The organism is Sphingomonas sp. (genome assembly GCF_036387595.1).
Taxonomy (GTDB): domain Bacteria; phylum Pseudomonadota; class Alphaproteobacteria; order Sphingomonadales; family Sphingomonadaceae; genus Sphingomonas.
Window position 1 is genome coordinate 56,696 of the sequence record NZ_DASVTL010000069.1, and the last position, 17,847, is coordinate 74,542.

Annotated in this window: 17 protein-coding genes; 12 read left to right on the plus strand and 5 right to left on the minus strand. The window is 67.9% G+C overall.

What is annotated here, in order from left to right; genetic code table 11:
• Positions 1-159 precede the first annotated feature (159 nt).
• From VF643_RS05825 to VF643_RS05835, 3 genes are read left to right on the plus strand one after another with little or no spacing between them, the layout of a single operon-like run.
• Positions 160-1,302, plus strand: coding sequence for a glycosyltransferase family 4 protein (locus VF643_RS05825; protein ID WP_331042434.1), 1,143 nt, complete (start codon positions 160-162; stop codon positions 1,300-1,302).
• A gap of 1 nt (position 1,303) precedes the next feature.
• Entirely contained in the window at positions 1,304-2,431 is a 1,128-nt protein-coding gene (locus VF643_RS05830; protein ID WP_331042435.1) for a glycosyltransferase, read from the plus strand.
• Positions 2,428-3,591 (plus strand): glycosyltransferase family 4 protein, encoded by a 1,164-nt coding sequence (locus tag VF643_RS05835; protein ID WP_331042436.1) that lies wholly within the window; start codon positions 2,428-2,430, stop codon positions 3,589-3,591. Before VF643_RS05830 ends, VF643_RS05835 begins: the two co-directional genes overlap by 4 nt.
• Here VF643_RS05835 and VF643_RS05840 read toward each other — a convergent pair.
• Positions 3,543-4,721, minus strand: a complete 1,179-nt coding sequence (locus tag VF643_RS05840) for a glycosyltransferase (RefSeq protein WP_331042437.1) — start codon at positions 4,719-4,721, stop codon at positions 3,543-3,545. The two genes, VF643_RS05835 and VF643_RS05840, sit on opposite strands and share 49 nt — an antisense overlap.
• 141 nt (positions 4,722-4,862) lie before the next feature.
• On the opposite strand from VF643_RS05840, the gene VF643_RS05845 reads away from it, so the two are divergent.
• The gene (locus VF643_RS05845; protein WP_331042438.1) at positions 4,863-5,297 is read left to right on the plus strand and encodes a hypothetical protein; all 435 of its coding nucleotides are present in this window, start codon (positions 4,863-4,865) and stop codon (positions 5,295-5,297) included.
• A gap of 16 nt (positions 5,298-5,313) precedes the next feature.
• On the opposite strand, the gene VF643_RS05850 is transcribed toward VF643_RS05845, so the two are convergent.
• The 3 genes from VF643_RS05850 to VF643_RS05860 all read right to left on the minus strand — a co-directional run bounded on the left by VF643_RS05850 (position 5,314) and on the right by VF643_RS05860 (position 7,257).
• A complete protein-coding gene (locus VF643_RS05850; RefSeq protein ID WP_331042439.1) occupies positions 5,314-5,457 on the minus strand; it encodes a hypothetical protein in 144 nt (47 codons plus the stop codon).
• Positions 5,458-5,680: 223 nt separating this feature from the next.
• Positions 5,681-6,991 carry an SGNH/GDSL hydrolase family protein gene (locus VF643_RS05855; RefSeq protein WP_331042440.1) on the minus strand — a complete coding sequence of 437 codons (1,311 nt, stop codon included), beginning with the start codon at positions 6,989-6,991 and terminating at the stop codon, positions 5,681-5,683.
• Entirely contained in the window at positions 6,991-7,257 is a 267-nt protein-coding gene (locus tag VF643_RS05860; protein ID WP_331042441.1) for a spike base protein, RCAP_Rcc01079 family, read from the minus strand. The genes VF643_RS05855 and VF643_RS05860 overlap by 1 nt, the downstream gene beginning before the upstream one ends.
• Positions 7,258-7,386: 129 nt before the next feature.
• Here VF643_RS05860 and VF643_RS05865 point away from each other — a divergent pair, with 129 nt between their 5' ends.
• Complete coding sequence (locus VF643_RS05865; RefSeq protein ID WP_331042442.1) at positions 7,387-8,280, plus strand: hypothetical protein; 894 nt, start codon at positions 7,387-7,389, stop codon at positions 8,278-8,280.
• On the opposite strand, the gene VF643_RS05870 is transcribed toward VF643_RS05865, so the two are convergent.
• Positions 8,241-9,380, minus strand: a complete 1,140-nt coding sequence (locus VF643_RS05870; RefSeq protein ID WP_331042443.1) for a glycosyltransferase family 4 protein — start codon at positions 9,378-9,380, stop codon at positions 8,241-8,243. The genes VF643_RS05865 and VF643_RS05870 overlap by 40 nt on opposite strands.
• Positions 9,381-9,546: 166 nt before the next feature.
• Here VF643_RS05870 and VF643_RS05875 point away from each other — a divergent pair, with 166 nt between their 5' ends.
• The 7 genes from VF643_RS05875 to VF643_RS05905 all read left to right on the plus strand — a co-directional run.
• The gene (locus tag VF643_RS05875; RefSeq protein ID WP_331042444.1) at positions 9,547-10,662 is read left to right on the plus strand and encodes a glycosyltransferase family 4 protein; all 1,116 of its coding nucleotides are present in this window, start codon (positions 9,547-9,549) and stop codon (positions 10,660-10,662) included.
• A gap of 56 nt (positions 10,663-10,718) precedes the next feature.
• Complete coding sequence (locus VF643_RS05880; protein ID WP_331042445.1) at positions 10,719-11,474, plus strand: hexapeptide transferase; 756 nt, start codon at positions 10,719-10,721, stop codon at positions 11,472-11,474.
• Entirely contained in the window at positions 11,467-13,359 is a 1,893-nt protein-coding gene (locus VF643_RS05885; protein ID WP_331042446.1) for an acyltransferase family protein, read from the plus strand. Before VF643_RS05880 ends, VF643_RS05885 begins: the two co-directional genes overlap by 8 nt.
• Entirely contained in the window at positions 13,356-14,219 is an 864-nt protein-coding gene (locus VF643_RS05890; RefSeq protein ID WP_331042447.1) for a glycosyltransferase family A protein, read from the plus strand. The genes VF643_RS05885 and VF643_RS05890 overlap by 4 nt, the downstream gene beginning before the upstream one ends.
• A 19-nt stretch (positions 14,220-14,238) precedes the next feature.
• Positions 14,239-15,771: a lipopolysaccharide biosynthesis protein gene (locus VF643_RS05895; protein ID WP_331042448.1), complete on the plus strand. Its 1,533-nt coding sequence runs from the start codon at positions 14,239-14,241 to the stop codon at positions 15,769-15,771.
• Positions 15,772-15,854: 83 nt separating this feature from the next.
• Complete coding sequence (locus VF643_RS05900; protein ID WP_331042449.1) at positions 15,855-16,955, plus strand: nitroreductase family protein; 1,101 nt, start codon at positions 15,855-15,857, stop codon at positions 16,953-16,955.
• Positions 16,952-17,847, plus strand: an 896-nt coding sequence (locus VF643_RS05905; protein ID WP_331042450.1) for a polysaccharide pyruvyl transferase family protein, incomplete at its 3' end; no start/stop codon positions are given. The genes VF643_RS05900 and VF643_RS05905, both read left to right, overlap by 4 nt.

Here is a 17,847-nt window from a genome sequence, read left to right on the forward strand (position 1 = left end):
CGAGCCGCCGAATCACTGCCATGATTACGGCTGGCATGGCGAGTTGGGTCGCCGTGTTCTCGCTCGGCGCCGCGCTGACGCGTTGAACCGCCCGCCTAGCCTGCGCTACAGCAGCGGCAACAGCGCGTCGCGCGACCAGCCCAGCATCGGATTTTCGTCATGACCGCGCCGCGCCTACTTCCCGGAACCGAACGGATCGGCGTTGTCGGCCTGCGCGGCGTGCCCGGAGTCATGGGCGGTATCGAAACCCATGTCGAACAGCTCTACCCGCGGCTCAGACGGCTCTCACCTGGACGCCCGATAGACCTGACGGAGCGTTCGCCATATGTCGATGCGACCCGGCGCGAATGGAACGGCCTGGCACTCTGGCCACTGCCGGCGTTGCGCAACAAATATCTGGAAACGATCCTCCACACGTTCGTCGCCATCCTGTTCCTGCGCTTCCGCCGCCGCACCCGGCTGGTCCACATTCACGCGATCGGGCCCGGGCTGCTGGCGCCGTTCGCACGCGCGCTCGGGATGCGGGTGCTGCTGACCCATCACGGGCAGGATTACGACCGCGCGAAGTGGAACGCCCCCGCCAAGGCGCTGCTCCAGCTCGCCGAGCGGCTGGCGGTCGGCGGCGCGAACGAGACGATTGTCGTGTCCGAAGCCGTCGCCCGCTCGCTGCGGAAACGATTCGTGCACAAGGCTGATCGCATCCACGCCATTCCCAACGGCGCTGGCGCGGTATTCCGCGGGAGCGACGGCAGCTGGGACGCGGCAGTGCTGGCGCGCTTCGGCCTTAGCCCCCGCGGCTACATATTGGGGGTCGGACGGCTAGTTCCCGAAAAGGCGTTTCACGAGCTGATCGCGGCGCACGCGCAGAGCGGCGACCCGCGCACGCTGGTGATCGCCGGTGGCGCCGACCACCAGGACGCATACGCCCGCGACCTGCTCGCCCGCGCGAGCAACCGCGTGGTGTTCGCGGGTTTCCAGTCGCACGAGGTGCTGCGCACGCTCTACACGGCCGCGTCAGTGTTCGTCATGCCGTCGCACCACGAAGGCCTGCCGATCGCCGCGCTGGAGGCGGCGGCGACCAACACCCCCATGCTCCTGAGCGATATCCCCGCAAACCTCGAGATCGCGCTGCCCGACGCATGCTACTTCCCGATGGGCTCCATCGACGCGCTCGCCGCCAAGCTCGCAGCCGCGCCTGAGACCTTCGCGATCGACGGCGAGGCGATCAACGCGCGCTTCGACTGGGACGAGATTGCGCGCGCCACCGACCGGATCATCACCCGCGCGCTGGCGAGGATCTGACATGCGCGTCCTGTTCCTGATCAACTCGCTCGCAGGCGGCGGCGCCGAGCGGGTCATGCTGTCGATCGTCGCGGGCTCGCGCGATCGGCTGGCCGAAGGTTCGGCACTGGCGCTGCTCGACGACGACCGGGACGCCTATCCCCCTCCCGTCTGGCTTCCCGTCCATCGCCTATCGACCGGCGGCTCGCTCCCGCGCGGTTTTCGCGCGCTTCGTGCGCTTGTCCGCAGCAAAAAGCCCGACCTGATCGTCAGCTTTCTCACGCGCGCAAACGTGATCGCCGCCGCCGTCGGCAGCCTCGAGGGCGTGCGCACAGTCATCAGCGAACGCGTCAACACCTCCGCGCATCTCTCCGGCCTTCGCGCTGTGCCGAGCCGCCTTCTTGTCCGCCTTGCCTACCCGCGCGCGGACCGCATCATCGCGGTGTCGCAGGGTGTCGCGGACGACCTAGCGCGCAACTTCGGCGTCGAGCCAGCTCGCATCACCGCGATTGCCAATCCGGTAGACCTCGCTGCCATTCGCGCCCGCGCCGACGAAGCGGCCATGCCACCCCTCGCGCTGCCTTATTTCATTGCGGTCGGTCGGTTGACCCACACCAAGAACATGGCGCTGCTCGTCCGCGCCTATCGGGACGCGCAGCCCGCCGCGCGGCTGCTCATCCTGGGCGAAGGCCCTGAACGCGAGACGCTCCAGGCCGAGATAGCGCGGCTCGGCCTGAACGGTCGCATCGTGCTCGGCGGCTTCAGCCCGAATCCCTTTGCGCTCGTCGCCCAGGCCCACGCCTATGTCAGCGCCTCGAACGGCGAGGGCTTTCCGAACGCCTTGGTCGAGGCGATGGCGCTGGAACGCCCGGTGATCGCCACCAATTGCGCCTCAGGCCCATCCGAGATCCTTGTCGACCGCCCGCGTGAGAGCATCGCCGGCCCACTCGATACGCCGCATGGCCGTCTTGTCCCCACCGACGATCAGGCTTCGCTCGCTGCAGCGCTACGCTGGATCGACACCCTGTCCGACGCCGAGCGCGTGGCGCTCGGCATGGCGGGCCGGGCGCGCGCTGAAGATTATAGCGTCGATCGCGCGGTCCAGCATTACTGGGCCGTCTTCGCCAACGCCGCCTCCTCGCGGCAATGATGGCTGACGATCAGCAATACCGGGCACGCCGCGTTGTCGTGATCGGCGCGCGGGCTATGCGCGATGTGATCGGCGGTATCGAGACGCACTGCGCCGTGCTCTATCCGGCGCTCGCGTCGCAGGCACCCGACCTCAACTTCACGATCGTCGTCCGCCTTCCTTATACAGGCGCAGCAGACTGCGATGCCAAGGGGCTGACCGAGATCGCGCTGCCCTCCCCCCGCAACGGTGCGCTGGAAACGCTCGTCCACACGCTCCACGCGCTCCTTCGCTTCGGGCGCTCGGCGGACATCGTCCATCTGCACGGCATCGGCCCCGGCTTCTTCACCCCGCTCGCTCGCGTGCTCGGCGCCAAGGTGGTGGTCACCCATCACGCCGCCGATTTCGAGCGGCCAAAATGGGGGTTCGCAGGCCGCGCCTTCCTTCGTCTGGGCGAGTATCTGGCGGGGCGATTCGCGCACCGCGTGATCTGCGTCAGCGATGCGCTCCGCCGCGACTTCCTGACCCGAACCCCTCACGCCGCCGCGCGCACCGTCACGATCACACACGGCGCTGTTCTCGCGTCGCCGGAGGGGCCCGGCACCGACGACCGCATCGTCAGGAATTTGGGGCTGCAACCGGGCGGTTACCTCCTCGCTGTCGGCCGGATGGACGAGACTAAGCGCTTCGACGACCTTATCGCCGCACGCGCCGCCGCACGCCCGGGCACGCTGCCGCTGGTGATTGTCGGGTCCGGCGTCGGCAATACGGACCATGAGGCGCAGCTGCGCGCCACGGAGAGCCCTGACGTCATCTTCCTCGGGGGCCGCCAGGGGCAGGAACTTGCCGCGCTGTACCGCCGTTGCGCCCTGTTCCTGCATGCGTCTGCGATGGAGGGTTTCGGCCTTGTCATCCTCGAGGCGCTGGTCGCCGGCGCGCCGGTGCGCGTCTCCGACATCCCCGTCCATCGCGAGTTCGGCCTGCCGGACCATTGCTATTTCCCGGTGGGCGATCTGGTCGCGCTCGATGCGCTGATGGAGGAAGCCAAGCCCCGCGACCGGCCTTGGCCGGGCGCTGCACCGATTGCCGCCCGCTACAGCCTGTCACGCGCCGCCGCGGCGCATCTCGCACTTTATCGCGCGCTTATGCCGCCCAGAAAGCGGTCGAACACCGCCCAATAGCGCGCCGTCACCGCATCGCTGCGGAACGCCTCCATCCGCGCCCGCGCCGCTGCGCCCAGCCTTTCGCGCAGCGCCGAATCGCGCAATCGGTCCATCCCTGCGGCGAGCGCGCGCACGTCGGCGTCCGGAACGATCAGCCCATGTGCCGCGGCCGCAACGCTCCCCGGTCCGCCTGCTCTGCCCCCGAGTAGCTCGGCAGGTCCGCTCGGGCAGTCGGTAGCAAGCACCGGCCGGCCGAGCACCATTGCCTCTGCGATAGCGTTTGGAAATCCTTCGTTGTGCGAGGCTGACACCAGATACGTCGCCCGCCCGACGACTGCGAACGGATTGGCGAGGTAGCCCGCAAAGGTGATCCACTCTGACAGCCCTGCATCGGAAGCCTGGCGTTCGAGTTCCATGCGCTCCGCCCCCTCGCCAAGGATTAGCAAGGGAAGTTCCGGCCGAGCGATCGCATAGGCGCGGATCAAATCATCGAAGCCTTTCGCGGCGACCAGCCGTCCGACCGCAACGATGAAATCCGGCGGCAGAGCGATCTCCGGCTCGGCCGCCGCCTCCGCGACGATAGCGTCGATGTCATACGGGTTCGGGATGACCAGCAACCGCTCCTCCGCGACGCCGAAGCGAGCGACGAGATCGTCGGCGACCCCCTGCGACACCGCCAGCACCTGCGCCGCGCGGCCGTACAGCAGCCGCGGCAGCAGCCGGAGCAGTCCGAGTCGCACTCCGCGATACCGCCCCTCCAGATGCGACGTCAGGTGCATCCGTTCGCACAGGATCGTCGGCACGCCCAGCATCGGCCCGGCGACCGCCGCGGCCATGTTGGATCGCACCAGCAGGCTGACGAGCAGGTCCGGCTTGCGACGCCGCAGCAACGCGGCGAGCCGCACCGTGCTGCGAACCAGGCTGCCCCGCGCATCCAGGCAGTGGTGCGCGGCGAGCGGCGGCAATGCGCGCATCTCCGGTGCATGGTCGAGTAGCACCAACTCTACGTCATACCGCTGCAGCCGGTCGCTGCAGCCGCGAAGAAGGCGATCGAGGGCGCGCTCGGCCCCGCCGCTCCCGATCGAATTGATGACCACGATCATCCGCGGCCGGGGGCTGCGGAGATCCTCCGTCACTGCCTTGTTCATGGCCGAAACGCTTAGCACAGCCCGCGGCGCGATCATCCCTGATCGCTTATGACCCGTTGGCCCGTGCCGACGCCTTTGCATGGCGCACAGCCGCACCCTTGGTTATTGATCCATCGCTCGGCAACGGATGGGACGGCAGGAATGAGTAACGAAGACCGGGCGCGCGAAGACCTGCTGGCGGTCGCGGGGCGCGCCTCGTCCAGCCTGATCCGCTCGGTCGCGGAGAAAGCGGAGGACGCGCCGATCGAGACCAACGTCGCCTCCTTGCGCGGGATCGCCCGGGTTATCACCGAACTCGCCGCCGAGGTCGGTCGATGCGGGGGCAGCGCCTGCATGGGACGCAGCATCGACGACGTGAAGCTGTGGGTGACGCAAGACCGCTTCGATGTCGAGAAGGCGCGCGCCGACCGCGCAGTTGCGCTGGCGAACCAATATGCTGCAACGCTTCATGCGATCGCCGCGGCCGCGCCGGACGACGATTCGCTCGGCATGCTCGTCGACTGGCCGAGCCATGCCGCCAGTCTTCACGCGGCGGCGCGCGCCGCGCTCACCCGCGAGAATGCGCCTTTGCCATAGCACAGCCCCGCACCATCTACGGCGACGGCGATCGCTGGCGCGCGGCACGCCGCAGCCGGCGCCACCAGCTCAACGGCAGATAAAGCAGGATCTGCCGCTTCGCCGCCGCCCGCAAAAGGTCGCGGGTCAGCGAGCGAAGCTGCCGTTCGTCGAGCGACACGACGACCTGCTCGAACTGCCGCGCTCTGAAATCCTCGACGGAGCCGGCGAGCTGAAGCTTCAGCCTGTCGCCGTTCTGCGTCTCGACTCACGTCCCGCCGGCGAGCGCCCCGAGTTGTTCTGCCATGTTTGGCTTCTCCTACGCCGAATGGTGATGAACCGCTCTACGCTCGAATATTTCGAGAAACGAGACCCGGGGAAACGTTCGGGTACGGCACCACGCGTCATGCGGTCCAGCCCGCGATGACCGGCCGCGCGATAGCCGAGGCGTCGGTCTGGCGCGCCTGTAACGGATGCGTTCCGTCAGCGGTGGACCAGTTCGCCGCGCCGTTGGTCTTCCACCGATAAGGGTCGGCCGCGTCGGCGAACCCCGGATTGATGTCGACCACGCCGTCGAGCACCGAGCCGACCAGCCCGGCGAGCGCCGCATTGGCCTGATCCTGGCGCTGCCCCGCACCCCAGCCCGTCTGCAGCGACTGCCCGGCCGGCGTCGTCCACCCATCGCTCGACGACGCGCAGCGCAACGGCACCGTGGCGGCCCAGCAGCGTAGCGCCGGGTTGACCGTGCGGAGCGCAGCGACGATCCCGGCGACCAGATCGGCCAGGGTCGCGCCCGCGCCGCCCGCGCCGACGTCGTTGGTGCCCAGCGCCACGATCGCGTGGCTGTGATGGGCGGCGAGCGCGAACGCCTGGGCACGGCGCGCGAGCGTGAACGCCGCCGCGCGGTCGCCCGAAAGCGCGGCCTTGGTCAGCGGCACGCCCGCGGCATAGGCCGCCATCACCGGCCACGATCCCTCGGTCGCACCATCGCCGCTCGACTTCACGCCCTTGCCAAAGCCGATGCTGTCGCCGATGGCCAACACCGCTACCGAGCGATGGCGACCCAGGATCGCCAGCGGCTTGATCAGTCTGCCGCCCACCGCGCTGCCGCCCTGCGCCACCAGCGATCCCGGCAGATCGACCGATCCGATTCCGCCGAAGTAACACCCCTCGCCGCTGTTGCCCGTCCCGAGCCCCGTACCGTCGGCGATCGCGATCACCCCCGTGCCCGCCGCCGGGAAGACGATCTCCTGCTTGACGAACACCGTATCCCCGGGCCCCAGTGTCGCGAAGTTCGGATGAAATGCGCTTGCGGGAAGCGGGTCGGGGTAAAGCATCGCCGCGGTGCTGCCGCCGGCGGGCACGACATAACTGTCCTGCCCGCCGAAGGTCAGCCGTCTCAGCGCGGTGGCGGGAGCACCACCTGCCGATACGGTCAACTCGACCGACGCCTTGAACACCGTTCCCTCAGGCCAGGACACCGCCGCCTCGACTCCACCCGCGCTGTCGCTGGTCCGAAACAGGGCGAACAGCGGCTGGATCGTCGGCGAATGTGCGAAGATCACGTGCCGCGTGCGGTTGCGCACCATGGTTGCGTCGCCATCGAGCGCGGCGACGCCGGTCGGGATCGCCGCCCCGGCCGCCATCGCGCGGAGCGGCGCGATCAGCCCACCGCCGGTATCGGCGGACCAGAAGCCGGTGTCGAACCCCAGCATCAGAACTGCGCCACGATATCGGTAGCCGTGGTTCCGGCTGCACGGACATGACTCGCCCGCGCGCGGATGATCGCGCCAGCGGGCACGTTGCGGAACACCACGTCGGCGGCATCGTCGACGCAGCGCAACGTCACGTGCCCGCCCGTGCCGACGTAAAGCGCCTTAGGCAGCCTCGCCAGCGGCTGGCTGTCGCTCGGGGTCACCGGCGTGGCCGAGCGCGAAGGGGCGAGCACCGAATCGGCGCGGTCGGCGAAGTCGTCGAACATGGATGAGTTCCTTCCTTTTGCGTGAAGGACGGCGCATGTTCCTTTTCTGTTCCAACAAGTCAACCACGTTGTCGGGGGCGTGCTCTTGTGGCAGGCGCAGGACTCGAGCGACGTTGGCGAGGAGAGAATGTGCGGATTGTTCTGGTAACCGCCGGTATGGCGATCGCGGTGTCAGCTGCCGCGCAGCGCGTACCATCGCCCGGCGGGCATGGCTCGACGGTGCTCACCTCGAATCAGCGCTGGACGCCGCGACGCCCGCTCCGGCTACCGGGAACGAATGGCGCGGCCGTCATCCGCGGAAGCATCAGCGGTGCGACGATCGGCCCCGCGCGAATCGAGGGTGCCTATCGCGCCGTCGAGAGCGCACGCGAGTCCGAGGTGCGTCGCCTGCGCATCACCGGGCTGATCGCGGCCGGGCTGGAGCGCGACGGCATCCGTCTGCGTCAAGCCGATGAGGTTGATATCGGCGGCTTCGACCTGTCGATGCGCGCCGAGCCTCAGGTAAGGCCTCACCTGCCTCAGGGGATCGCCATCGTTCGCGGCACGAACATCTCTATCCACGACGGCCGCGTCGCCGGTTTCCGGATGGCGCGGGTCGAGGGCAAATACACCAACGGCGACGGCATCGCGCTGGAGGGGGGCGTCAGCAACGTCACGATCGCGCGGGTAATCGCCGAGAACAACAGCGACGGCGGCTTCGACCTTAAGAGCCGCGATACCCGGCTGCAGGATACGGTCGCGCGCAACAACAGCCGCAATTACCGCTTCTGGGGCACCGGCACGGCTACGACGATCACCAGCGAATCGGCGCGCAGCGCGCACGTGTGGCTTGGCCGCGGCGCGAACTGGCGGATCTCGCGGCTGGTGGTGCGCTCGACCACGCTCGCGCCGATCGTTCGGGTCGAGGCTCGCGACGCCGTGCTGGTGATCGATCGCTGCGACCTCGACGTGCCCGCCGGTACGCCGCTAATCGTCGGCCACGGTCAGGTGACCTTGGGTCTGGGCTGCGCGACCCGACGATAGACCTCCATCACCTCCTCGGCGTGGCGTTCGGGCCGGACCGACGCGGCAATGCGTTCGCGCTCGGCTGCGGGCAGCGCCACGCCGCCTTCGCGCAAAGCCTTCAGCACGGCGCCGGCGTAATCCTCAGCGGTTGCGTCCATGCGCATCAAAACTCCCCCGCCCCAACGCGCGTGGATTTCGCTGTGCCCGGCGTCGTCGGCGGCGACGTAGGGCACGCCGAGCAGCAGCGCCTCCACGAGCGTCCGCCCGAACGGTTCGTCGAGCGCGGGCATGACGAGCAGGTCGAGCGCCGCGAGGTTTGCCTCGGGAGGTAGCCGGAACCCGGCCAGCAGCACCCGGTCGCCGATCCCTGCGGCGTCCACCTGCGCCTGCAACGCGGCAACCGTGATGTCGCCCGCGCGCCCGAACAGCACGAACCGCGTGGATGGGTCGCTGGCGGCCACCCGCGTCGCCATCTCGATGAACAGCGTTGGTCGCTTGCGTTCCCAGAAATTGCCGACGAAGCCGATCAACCGCTCCCCTCTGTTCGCGCCGAACTCGGCGAAAAGCCCCGCGCGGGTGGCGGCGGCGTCATAGTCGGTGGGGGTCGCGAACGGGTTGGTCAGCACCGTGCGCTTGTCGGCGGGCAGATAGCCGAGCCGTGCCTCGCACGCCCGCGAGATCGCGACGACGTGATCGGCCGATCGAATGACCAGATTGTTGTACCATCGGGGCTTGGCGAAACCGCGGTTGTGATAGACCAGCGGAGTCCGCGTCAGCCGCGCCGCGCCGAACCACGCCTGCACCGCCCCCATGTCGTTGCAATGGACCAGCGTGCGCGCGCCCAGCTTGCGGAGCACACCGACCCGCGCCGGAGTCCGGATCGCATCATGATGCGGCAGGACGCGCGCACCGGGCTTGTCGCGCGTCTCCAGCGTTTCGAGCCCAAGCGACTTGGCGAGCCGCAGCACCTCGGCCCCGTGCGGCGCGATCACCACCGATCGGATACCGTAGCGCCGCTGCAACCCCTGCGCCAGCGAGGTGCCGGAGATGTGGCTGCCGCCGATCTCCAGCGTCGTATAGGGCATCAGCACCGTGGCGATGGGCAGGTTCTCAGCCACGAAGCGGATCGGCGCACGTCCGCATCAGCTTCCGACGACGACGCGTGAACTCTTCGACCCCTATCCTGTCAACCATGACTACCCCTTGCCTGCTGCGCAGCAGCATGGGATAGACGCGAAGCGGCCAAGCCGTCAACGCGTGCACATCGGGGGCTGCAGGAACGCAATGGACGCGATCGGGCCGGTTCTGTTTCCCTTCACGGGCACCAGCACGGGCGGCAGCCATATATCGACGTTCACGCTGGCGCACGCGTTGCACGCGGCGCACGGGGTGTCGGTTCGGATCATCGCGCCTGCCGGATCCAGCATCGCCGCCGAGGCACGCCGGCGCGGGCTGGACCTCTTCGAGGAGCCGGTCGCGCCGAAGCGTCGGCGATTGGCACGCACTGACTTCACGCATCTGGCGCGCCGGCGGGCCGCGCTCGCCGCGCTCGGGCAGAACGCGCTCGTCCACGTCAGCGATCTCTGGACGATGGCGTCGTGGGCGCCCGCCGTAAAGAGCCTGGGGTTGCCGCTAATCTATCACAATCGTGCCTTCGGTCAGGGTGACTGGACGGATCGTCGCCTGCTCCGCCGCGCCGACGCGGTCATCTGCATTTCCGATGCGTGTCGTGTGCGACTGAAGGGTGCGGAGGGCATGGACGTGACCAACATCGTGAATCCGTTCTCGCCACCTTCGGGAACGGTGACGCGGGCCGAGGCGCGCGCGGAGTGGGAGGACCGATGGCCGGTTTCCGGCTTGCGGCTCGTCGGCACCTCCGGCAATTTCACGCGCCGCAAGCGCCCCGACTTTTTCATCGAAGCCGCCGCGGTCGTTGCTGCCTCCGACCCGTCCGCCCGCTTCATCCTCTTCGGACAGGACCGCGACGGCAGCGCCGAGCGGCTCGAGGCGCGCGTTCGCGAGCTCGGCATCACCGACCGGGTCGCGTTTGCCGGGTTCCGATCGCCGCCCGAACGGAACCTCGCGGGCCTCGACGTGCTCGCCGTCCCGGCGCTCGCCGAGCCGTTCGGCCGTACTTTGGTCGAGGCGCTGATGCTCGACATCCCCTATGTCGCCACCGACGATGCCGGGCATGGCGAGATCGCCAGAACCTGGGGCGGCGGGCTCCTCGTACCCCGTGACGCCGATGCCGCCGCGTTCGGAGCTGCCATCCTCCAGGCGCTGGACCAGCCGCCACGACTGGATGTGGAGGAGCGCACGACACTCTTCCACGACGTCGATCCCGCCACCCACGCGGCGCGTGTGCTGGACATCTACCACCGGCTGCTCGCGCGGCACTGACTGTTAGCGTTTCGTCTTCTAAAGGAACGAGAAGGCGCAGGCATTTAGGATTTCGCGTGTTCAAGTCGCCGTTTCACGTCCCGGGTGACCAGCTCGCGAAGCTGGCAAAACCGCATACGCGCGGCTGCGCCCGAAGCCTGGAGGAATTGCGCCTGCTGCTGAAGGGGGATCTGCAGCGCTACGAAGGCACGGGATCGCTGAAATGGCTTAAGTTGTTCCTGTTTAATGCCGGCTACAAATACATCGCGCTTGTTCGGATCGTCGGCTATCTGAAGGTTAACGGACTCGCGAAATATACTTTATACCCTCCGTTCAAGCTCCTCCTCCTCCACTATCGACACCTGTTCGGCATGGCGATTGCCGAATATGCCGATATCGGCCCGGGCCTGTTCGTGACCCGCTTTGGCGGCATCTACGTCAACGGAGACTGCCTGCTCGGTGCGAACGTCAATCTCAGCCCGATGATCCTGTTCGGACAGACGAACCGCGGCAAGATCATCGGGTCGCCGGTGGTCGGCAACCGGGTCTTTATCGCGTCTGGGGCGAGGGTCACCGGCCCGATCACGATCGGCGACGATGTCGCGATCGGTGCCAATGCCGTGGTCAACAAGAGTGCCGAGGATGGCGCGGTTCTCGTCGGCGTTCCGGCACGGATCGTCTCGCACGACGGGTCGCAAGGCTATATCAATCGCCAAGCGTCGCAGGAACTGATCGCCGCCTGCGCCCGCGCCCGTCGCCGCCATGGAGGCCCCGACGCGATCTGGTACCCGGCGGACATGCTGGATAATCATGGAGGCACCGGCCATGCGTGACGGCTCCACCGGCTACCGCCGCGACATCGACGGCCTGCGCACAATCGCGGTGCTGCCGGTCGTGTTCTTCCACGCCGGATGGTCCGCGCTCAGCGGCGGATACGTCGGCGTCGACGTGTTCTTCGTGATCTCGGGCTTCCTGATCACCGGAATCATCGCGCGTGAGGTCGATGAGGGCCGCTTCTCGATCGTCGCCTTCTACGAACGCCGCATCCGCCGCATCCTGCCCGCGCTGTTCGCGGTCATCGTTTTTGTGCTGGCGGCCTCTGCAGTCCTCTATTTCCCCAAGGATTTCGCAAGCGTCGGCCGGTCCATCGTAGCCACCTTGCTGTTCGTCTCCAATGTCAACTTCTGGCTCGAATCCGATTATTTCGGCGCGTCGGCGCATACCAAGCCGATGCTCCACACCTGGAGCCTCGCGGTCGAAGAGCAATTCTACATCGTCTTTCCGCTGCTGCTGGTCTTCGTCGCCCGGGTCTTGCCGCGGTGGCGGGCCGCGGTGCTGTGGGCGATCTTCGCGGGTTCGCTCCTGTTCTGTGTGTGGCAGACCCGCGCCTATCCGAGCGCCGCTTTCTACCTCCCCGTGTCGCGCACCTGGGAACTGGCAGCCGGCGCCCTGCTGGCGGTCGGTGCGGTGCCCGCGATCCGTCATCGCCGCGCGCGCGAGATCGTCGCGATCGCCGGGCTGGCGGCGATCGCCTGGGCGGTGTTCGCCTTCACCGGCCGGACGCGCTTTCCGGGCGCCGCCGCGCTGTTCCCGGTGCTCGGCGCGGCGGCGCTGATCCACTGCGCGCCCGGCACGCTCGTCGGCCGCTTGCTGAGCATCAAGCCGATGGTCGCGGTGGGCCTCATTTCCTATTCGCTCTACCTCTGGCACTGGCCGCTGATCGTCTTCACCGACTACGCCCGCGACCGGGGGCTGTCGGGTGCGTGGGCGGTCGCCGTGGTCGCCGCGGCCTTCCTCATGGCCGCGCTGTCGTGGCGCTTCGTCGAGCAGCCCTTCCGCTCACGCCAGCGCATCCCCCGCCCGCGCCTGTTCCGCCAGGCGGCAACCGGCGCGGCCGCGCTTGCTGCGATCTCGGCCGTGGTCATGGCAGGGGGCGGCTGGCCCGGCCGCTTCCGTCCCGACGTGCTGCGCCTGGCGGAAGCAACCGAGGACGTCAGCCCGCTGCGCACCCGCTGCCACGTCAACAGTATCCGCGCGATCGCGCGTGAGCGTTGCTCCATCGGCGCAAACGTCGCGCCCGACACGCTGGTCTGGGGCGACAGCCACGGCGTCGAGATCGCCTATGCGCTCGGTGAGATCGCACGCTCGCGAGGCCGCGCGCTGATGCAGGCCACCGGATCGAGCTGCACCCCCGTCGTTGGTCTTGACGTCACCGCCATGTGCAACCGCTTTAACCTGGCGGTCATGCGCCTGATCGAGGCCAGGCGCGCCATCCGCACGGTCGTCCTCGTAGGCTATTGGGCTGACACCGCCAATTCCCGCCGCCGCGGCCTGTCCGACGCCTTGATTGCCACGGTCCAGCGCCTGCGCGCCTCGGGCCGCCGGGTCGTGCTGCTCGACGCGATTCCGCCGCAGGAAACCGACGTCCCCCGCCTTCTCGCCCACCTTGCCCAGCAGGGCCGCCTCGCCGAGCAGCACGGCCGCGCGCGCTCAGAAATCGTCGCGAAAACGCTGTATGTCCGTCCCGCCTTCGACCAGCTGCGAGCAAGCGGCGTGCCCATAGTCGATCCCAAGGACGCGCTGTGCCGTGGCGACGCGTGCGACATCTACCGCGACGGCCGTGCCCTTTACTTCGACCGCCATCACCTGAGCCTCGCCGGCGCGCGCATCGTCGCGCAGCAAGCCGCCCCGACAGTATTCGTAAGCGCACCGCGATGACCACACCGCGAGTTAGCGTCATCGTCCCCGTCTGGAACCGCCCGGACGACCTCCGCCGCTGCCTCGCATCACTCGCCGAGCAGACGTTGCCGCGCGGCGCCTATGAGGTGATCGTCGTTGACAACGGGTCGAGCGACTCGACCCCCGACGTCGCCCGCGCCGCCGCCGTCATCCTGCTGGAGGAACCGCAACCCGGCTCCTACGCCGCCCGCAACCGCGGCATTGCGGCGGCTCGCGGGGAGTGGCTCGCCTTCATCGATTCGGACTGCCGCGCGGACCGCGACTGGCTCCGCGCCGCGCTGGAAGCAGGACGCGCCAACCCTCACGCGGGCGTGATCGCCGGCCGCGTCGAACTGGAGGCGGACGGCGCGGGCCTATGCGACGCCTACGAACGCCTGTTCGCCTTCAACCAGGAGAAGCTCGCCAAGCAAGGCCGCGCGGTGACCGCTAACTGGCTGAGCCCCGCCGCGCTGATACGCGAACTCGGCGGCTTTCGCGCCGACCTGAAATCCGGGGGCGACGTCGACCTCGCCAAGCGAATGGCCGCTGCCGGGTATCCGGTCGCTTATGCACCGCAGATGCTCGTCTTCCACCCCGCGCGCGCAACGCTTGCCGATCTTACCGGCAAGGCGCGCCGGGTGGTCGGCGGCCAGATGGTCAGCCAGGGCCGCACCCGCAATCCGCTTTACTGGACCAACCGCCTGGCGCGCGTTACCGCATACCGCACCCGCGACGTCTGGCGCACGCCCCAGCCCGTCGCGACCAAGCTCGGCCTCACCGGCCTGCTCGCGCTGCTGTTCGTCGCCTCGGCGGGCGAGGCGGTGCGGATCAGCGCAGGCGGAACGGCGCGACGCGCATGACGCGAAACAGGATTACACCATGGCGATGAAATCGATGTCGGTGGAGGAGGTGCATCGACGCGCCCGTACCGGACCGATGTACCTGCTCGGCCGCCGCGGGGTGGCCGCGGCAATCGGCTTTATTTCGACCGTCACCATCGCACGCCTGCTGTCGCCGCGCGATTATGGTCTCGCCGCGATGTCGATCGTCATCCTGGCCTTCGTCCAGGTTTTCCGCGACTTCGGCCTGACCAACGCCTCGCTGCGCAAGGGGCATATCGATCAGGCGGAGGTCAGCTTTTTATTCTGGTTCAATGCAGCTGCCACCACCGCAATGGCGCTGCTGATCGCCGCCGCATCGCCACTGATCGCGGACTTCTACCACGAGCCCGCGGTGCGCGACATCGTCCTGGTATCGCTCATCGGTTTCGTAATCGGCGGCTTGTCGCTCCAGCACAATGCGCTGATGCGTCGCGACCTGCGGTTCGGCATGGTTGCGGCCGTGGAGACCGTATCGCTGCTGGTCGGCTTCCTGGTCGGGCTTGCGGTCGCGATCATCCGGCGCGATTATTGGGCAATCGTCGCTACTGGCCTGGCGCAGTCCTTTACCAGTTCGGCAATGAACCTGTGGGCGACCAAATGGCGACCCGACCGGCCCCGCATGGTCCCCGAAGCGCGAGACCTGCTGAAGTTCGGGGCGAATGCCACCCTTTACTCGACGCTGAATTTCGCCTCGCGATACATCAGCGTGATCATCATCGGGCGCGATCTCGGCACCGTCAGCCTCGGCCACTTCAACCGCGCGTTCAATCTGTACATGCTGCCGATGACCAACGTGCTCAGGCCGATTCAGCAGGCAACCTTGCCCGTGATGGCGCGGCTCCGGCCTTTTCCCGATCAGTATCGCATTGCCTATCTCGGCCTGGTCGAGCGGCTGTGCACCGCAATGGTGCCCGCGTCGGTCTTCCTGTGCTTCGCCGGCATGCCGCTCGTCCGCCTGCTGCTCGGCGACAAATGGACGCAAGCGGGAGAGGTGCTGTCCGCCTTGGCACCGGGGCTTGCGGTCTACGGCGTCATCTCGCCCATCTCCGACCTCCTGGTTAGCCAGAACCGATCGGGTGAGCTCAGGACGACGGGTATCTTCGATTTTCTCGCACGCCTTGTCGGCACGGTGGTCGGCGTGCAGTTCGGGCTTATCGGGGCGGCGCTCGGCTTTACCCTCGGCACGATCGCGATTTTGCCCAACCGCGTCCGCATCGCCGGACGCAGCGGGCCGATCACGATGGCCGATCAGTGGCGTGCGCTGCTGCCGTCGCTGCCGCTGGGGCTGGGGACGGCAGTGGGATGCGCTGGGGGGTATTTCGGCGCAACCTACACCTCGCAGGGCGATCTGGTGTCGCTCGTCCTGATCGGCCTTGGTGGCGCGCTCGGGCTCCTGCTGGCGGCGGCAATCGTCCCCGCGTCACGTCGGGCGCTCAAGTCGCTCGTTCTTACGATGCTCGGTCGCCACCAGATCGGATCCAAGACGGCGAAAGCTCCGGCGGATCCGCTGCCGGACGACCCGGTCGGGTGAGACGCCGAGCCTCGCAACGAACGGCCGCAATGTGCTAAGCGGACGCCCTATGACGGTCCCCGGGGACCGACCGGAGAATACACATGGGTTTGGCAAAGAGCGTTGGGCGCAAGCTGCCGCAGGGTTGGCGAAGCAAGTTCCACCAGTGGCGCAGCGCCTATCGCGCAGGCCAGCTTCGGCGTCGTCTAAAGCTCGTGTCCCAGAACAATCTCGCTAACGGTCTGTATTACGGCCTCCTTAACCCGGAGCTGTCGCGCGAGGCGAAGGCGGTGGCGGCGGGCCAGCTCCGCTACATCCAGGATCGCAACGACGGCGGACTCAATTACTACCTCCTCCGCCGTAACGTCCACCGGTTGGAAAAGGGGCTGGTCATGCGGCCCCGTCGCGCCGTGTTCGGCCGCGACTTCATCGAAGAGACGGTGACGATCTTCGGGCAGATCGCGCGGGCCGAGGCGAGCGCGTGGAGCAGCGAGCTCCACTGGTCCAATGATGTCCTGTCGCATTACTTTGACGCGGTCGACCGTTCGGAGCCCCGGATTGAGCGCGCCCGCGCGTTGTACGAACTGATCGGCAAGGATCATGTCGCGCTGCCCGAACTGGGCGACGCCCAAGTGCCCTTCGCCCGCGATCTTTCGCAGCCCGCCAGCGTCGATTACGGCGCCTTCATGGCGCTGTGCCGCCGCCGCCGCTCGGTCCGCTGGTTCGAGGATCGGCCGGTTCCCCGCGAGGTGATCGACAAGGCGCTCCTTGCCGCCGTGCAGGCCCCCAGCGCGTGCAATCGTCAGCCCTTCCACTTCCGCATCTTCGACGATTCCACGCAGGCGCGGGAGATCGCGGCGCTCGCGATGGGCACCAAGGGCTTTGCCGACCGCCTGCCTCACCTCGCCGTCATCGTGGGTCAGCTTCGCGCCTATCCCTACGAGCGCGACCGCCATGCGATCTACATCGACGCCTCGCTCGCGGCGATGTCGTTCATGTTCGCGCTGGAGACGATGGGGGCCGCCAGTTGCTCGATCAACTGGCCGGACCACGAGCCGTATGAAACTCGCATGCGCGAGCGGCTCAATCTCGAGGCCGACGAGCGCGTGGTAATGCTGCTCGCCTTCGGTTGGCCGGATCCCCAAGGGTTGGTGCCCTTTTCCTCGAAGCGCGGCCTGGATCGCGTCAGGAGCTACAACCAGTGATCGTCAAGGTGCAGGGCGTGTTCGAGCGCAACAAGGGTGCCCTCCTGATGCTGGAAGCGATCCGCGAACGGCTCGCCCACGACCTTCCAGAAGCGAGGCTGGCGGTGCCGACCTCGATCTCCGCGGACTATCGCCGGCGTCACGGGCTACTCGGCGTCCTGCCCGTCAAGGGGCGCAAGGCAAAGCTGCTCCGCTTCGTGCCACGCGGGCTGCTCCTGCGCCGCGGGCTGGTGCTGCCGGACCATGTCGACGTGATTCTCGACTCTTCCGGCTTCGGCTACGGCGATTTCTGGGGCCTTGACAAGCTACGCACCCGCCTGCTTGGCGTCCTAAAGGGCTGGAAGCAACCGGGCCGCGTCGCCGTTCTGCTCCCGCAGGCCCTCGGGCCATTCGACGCGCCGGGCATGAAGAAGGCGTTCGCCGAGTCGCTGGACCTGCTCGACGTCGCCTTCGTCCGTGATGCGCAGTCGATGGCGCACGTTGAGGCTGCCGCGCCCGGCCATCCGCGCGTGCGCGCTGCACCTGATTTCACAAACCTGCTCCACCCGCCTTTGAAGCCCGCGTTCGCGCATCTGGCCGGCCACAGCTTCGTCATCCCCAACGAGAAGATGGTGTCGGGTGACCGCGCGCCGCAGCGTGCCGCCTACGTCAGAGCCATGGGCGTCGCAGTGGACGCGATCCGGGAAAGCGGCCGCACCGTCGATCTTCTGGTCCACGAAGGCGCCCCCGATCGCGAACTTGCGCAGGAGATCAACGCCACGCTCGCTGAGCCCGTTGAGCTTGTCGACTTGCCCTCCCCGCTCGACACCAAGGCTGCGATCGCGGCCGCCGAGCTGATCGTGTCATCGCGTTTTCACGGCCTGGTCAGCGCGCTGTCCAACGCGGTGCCCGC